General features: G+C 72.2%; 2 protein-coding genes. Both read right to left on the bottom strand.

The genetic code is table 11. The features are described 5' to 3' along the window. Positions 1 to 2293 (bottom strand): methylmalonyl-CoA mutase family protein (locus AB0O34_RS36285; protein ID WP_363923455.1); only part of this gene is annotated, 2293 nt, incomplete at its 3' end. An 81-nt stretch (positions 2294 to 2374) separates the two neighbouring features. Beyond that, a complete protein-coding gene (locus AB0O34_RS36290) occupies positions 2375 to 3694 on the bottom strand; it encodes a glycine hydroxymethyltransferase (RefSeq protein ID WP_363923457.1) in 1320 nt (439 codons plus the stop codon). Positions 3695 to 3911: the final 217 nt, after the last annotated feature.

Raw genomic sequence — 3911 nt, forward strand, 5'->3', positions numbered from 1 at the left:
GGTTGGCCCCGGCCTCGGCGATGTGGTAGCCGGAGATCGACACCGAGTAGAAGTTGCGCACCTCGTTGGCGATGAACCACTCCTGCACGTCGGCCATCATCCGCAGGCTGAAGTCGGTCGAGAAGATGCAGGTGTTCTGCCCCTGGTCCTCCTTCAGGATGTCGGCCTGCACCGTGCCGCGCACCGTGGCGAGCGTGGCCTTCCTGAGGGCCTCGGCCTCTCCGGCGTCCGGGTCGCGCCCGCTGCCGGCGCGGAAGCGCTCCATGGCCTGGTCGATCGCGGTGTGCAGGAAGAACGCGAGGATGGTCGGGGCCGGCCCGTTGATGGTCATCGACACCGACGTGTTCGGCGAGGAGAGGTCGAAGCCGTCGTACAGCGCCTTCATGTCGTCGAGGGTCGCGATCGACACCCCCGAGGTGCCGACCTTGCCGTACACGTCGGGCCGTTCCGCCGGGTCGTTGCCGTACAGCGTGACCGAGTCGAACGCCGTCGACAGCCGCACGGCGGGCTGGCCGTCCGAGAGCATCTTGAAGCGCCGGTTCGTACGGAACGGGTCGCCCTCGCCGGCGAACATCCGGATCGGGTCCTCGTCGTCGCGCTTGAAGGGGAAGACGCCGGCGGTGAACGGGAACCGCCCGGGCAGGTTCTCTGAGCGGAGGAACCGCAGCAGCTCACCCTGGTCGGTGAACCTCGGCAGCGCCACGCGCGGCACGCGGCTGCCCGACAGCGAGGTGCGCCACAGCGGCGTGCGCAGCTCCTTGCCCCGCACGGTCACCACCAGCTCCTCGGCGGAGTAGGCCGCGACCGTCTCGGGCCACCCGTCCAGCAGGGCGCGGCCGTCGCCGGGCAGCTCGGCGTCGGCGCGGTCGCGCAGCGCGTCCAGCGCCGAGGCGTCACCGCCCTCGGCGGCCAGCAGGTTCCGCACCTCGGCGAGCTGCTGGCGGCGGCGCGCCACCTCCGCCTGGCGCGCGGTCTGCCGGTGGTAGTCCCGTACGGTCTCCGCGATCTCCGCGAGGTACCTGACCCGGGCCGGGGGCACGATCGCGGCGCCGAGGCTGGAGGTCTTGACCGCCGTGCCGGGAAGCAGCCCCGGGCTGGGCGGCAGGCCCTTCTCGCCGAGCAGCTCGCGCAGCCGCTGGTAGAGCGCGGTGACGCCGTCGTCGTTGAACCGCGCGGCCACGGTGCCGTAGACCGGCATGTCCTCCGGGGCGGTGCCGAAGGCCTCGCGGTTGCGCACCATCTGGCGCCGCACGTCGCGCAGCGCGTCCTCGGCGCCGCGCCGGTCGAACTTGTTGATCGCCACGACGTCGGCGAAGTCGAGCATGTCGATCTTCTCAAGCTGGGAGCTCGCGCCGAACTCCGGAGTCATGACATACAGCGAGACGTCGCTGAACGGCACGATCGCGGCGTCGCCCTGCCCGATGCCGGGGGTCTCGACGATCACCAGGTCGTTCCCCGCGGCTCGGCACACGGCGATCACGTCGTCGAGGTGCTCCGGAAGCTCGTGGGACCCGCGCGTGGCCAGCGAGCGGAAGAACACGTCGGAGCCGAGGCTGTTCATCCGGATCCGGTCGCCGAGCAGGGCGCCGCCGCCCCTGCGCCGGGTCGGGTCCACCGCGATCACCGCGACGCGGAGCTTGTCCTCGTAGTCGACGCGCAGTCGGCGGATCAGCTCGTCGGTGAGCGAGGACTTGCCCGACCCGCCGGTCCCGGTGATGCCGAGCACCGGGACGTGACGCCCCGCGGCGGCGACGCGCACCGAGTCCAGGTACGGCTTCCCGGCCCGGCCCGCCTCGACGAAGGTGATCGCCCTGGCCACGGCACGGTGGTCGCCGCCGGGCACGGCGGGCGGCTCGGCGCCCTCGGTCAGGTCGACGTCGCACGCCTCGATGACGCGGTTGATCATCCCGGCGAGGCCGAGGCGCTGACCGTCCTCGGGGGAGAAGATCTTGGCCACGCCGTGGCCCTCCAGGGCGGCGATCTCGTCCGGGACGATGACCCCGCCGCCGCCCCCGTAGACCTTGACGTGCCCGGCGCCCCGCTCGCGCAGCAGGTCGACCAGGTAGGTGAAGAACTCGACGTGACCGCCCTGGTAGGAGCTGATCGCCACGCCCTGCGCGTCCTCCTGGACGGCCGCGGTGACGATCTCGTCCACCGACCGGTCGTGGCCCAGGTGGATCACCTCCGCGCCCTGGGTCTGCAGGATGCGGCGCATGATGTTGATCGCCGCGTCGTGCCCGTCGAACAGGGCGGCCGCGGTGACGACTCGCACGGGATTGGCAGGTACGTACACCGGTGCTCCTCAGGAAGTTACTAGGACGTCCTAGTAAAATTGTAGGACGTCCTAGTAACCCACGGGAACCCGCGGGGGAGGTCAGTGCCGGGCGGTGATCGACCTTCGGAGGGCGGCGGTCTCAGGGAGCACCGTCGCCGGGTCCTCGCCCTTGATCAGGATCCGGCCCATCAGCTCGGCGACGGCGCCCATCTGATCGGGTGCGAAACCCCGGCGGGTGATCTCCTGGGTGCCGGCGCGCAGCCCGCGCATGGGCTCGCCGGGAGGCTGGCAGGGCAGGCCGATCCCGCTCAGGTAGACGCCTCCGGCCGCGAGCGCACGCGCCGCCTCGTCCCCGCCGCCGAAGGCCGCCGCGTCCACCGCGATGTGATGGGAGGCCGTCCAGCCAAGGTCCGCCGCCGCCACGGCGAAACCGGAAGCCTGCAGCGCGCGGGCCAGCGCCTGGGCGTTGACCATGCACGCGTCGGCGTAGGCGGGGCCGCTCTCGGCCAGCTCGGCGGCGGTGACCGCGAGCGGGGCCAGGCGGGCGGCGTCGTAGTTGGCCGTCAGCCCCGGGTAGGCGGCCGAGGAGACCCGTGCGGCCAGCTCCTGGTCCCTGGTCACGATCGCCGCGCCGGGAGGGCCGCCGAACGACTTGTAGGTCGACATCGTCAGGACGTGGGCGCCGTCGGCGAGCGGACGCTGGAACCGGCGCCCGGCGATGAGCCCGGCCACGTGCGAGGCGTCGTAGACCAGCGTCGCGCCCACCTCGTCGCACGCGGCCCGCACGGCGGCGACGTCGTGCGGGAACAGCATCAGGCTGGCACCGATCACCACGATGGCGGGGCGCTCGCGATGGAGGAACCCCGGCAGCCGCGCGTGGTCGATGGTGAACCCGGCCGCGTCGTACGGCAGGTCGGCCACGCGCAGGCCCCGGATCCCCGCCACGCCCTGCGCGTGGTGGCTGGCGTGCCCGCCGGCCGCCTCGGGCAGCACCGCGATGGTGTCCCCCGGACGGGCGAAGGCGGTGTAGCAGGCGAGGTTGGCCAACGTCGCGCTCTGCAGCCGCACCTCGGCGAACTCGCCGTCCATCAGCGAGGCCATCCGCATCGGGGCCAGCGTCTCCAGCACGTCCAGGTGCTCCAGCCCGGCCTGGAACTTCTCTCCGGGCCAGCCCATCGACGGGCGGCTGGACACGGCGGCCTCGTGCGCGGCGAGCGCGCGCGGGCTCATCGTGTTGGTACCCGCGTAGAGCACGATGCCTTCCTCATCGAAGGCCCGGCGGTGCTCGCCGAGGGCGCCGGTCACAACCCGCACGACCCCGGCGGCGTCCAGCCCGGCGAGCCCGTACTCCAGCTCCGCGAGCCGCCCCTGGGCGCGGGCGGAGGCCCAGGGGGCGACGCGACTACGACCTTCCAGCATGACCACTCCGTTCGAGCCACACACTTCCTAGCAGGACGTGCTCGACGGTACGGCCGCTAGCGGGTGGCCGACTAGCGACAGCTGAAGGGAATACGTATCGACCTTTTCTACATCTGTAGGAGGGGTGCTGACCCGGGGTCGCCTGCCGAGCCAAGGGCGAAATGCAGAGCGTCGTCTCGGTGCGAACGGGGGGGTGACGAGCCCGCCGGCGCCTGCC

This window comes from Sphaerisporangium sp. NPDC088356, from assembly GCF_040685555.1.
In the GTDB taxonomy this organism is placed as follows: Bacteria; Actinomycetota; Actinomycetes; order Streptosporangiales; family Streptosporangiaceae; genus Sphaerisporangium.

What these genes read in the sequence shown, in the direction of transcription:
- AB0O34_RS36290 (WP_363923457.1), bottom strand. Translation starts at nt 3,694, where the DNA reads ATGCTGGAAGGTCGTAGTCGCGTCGCCCCCTGGGCCTCCGCCCGCGCC.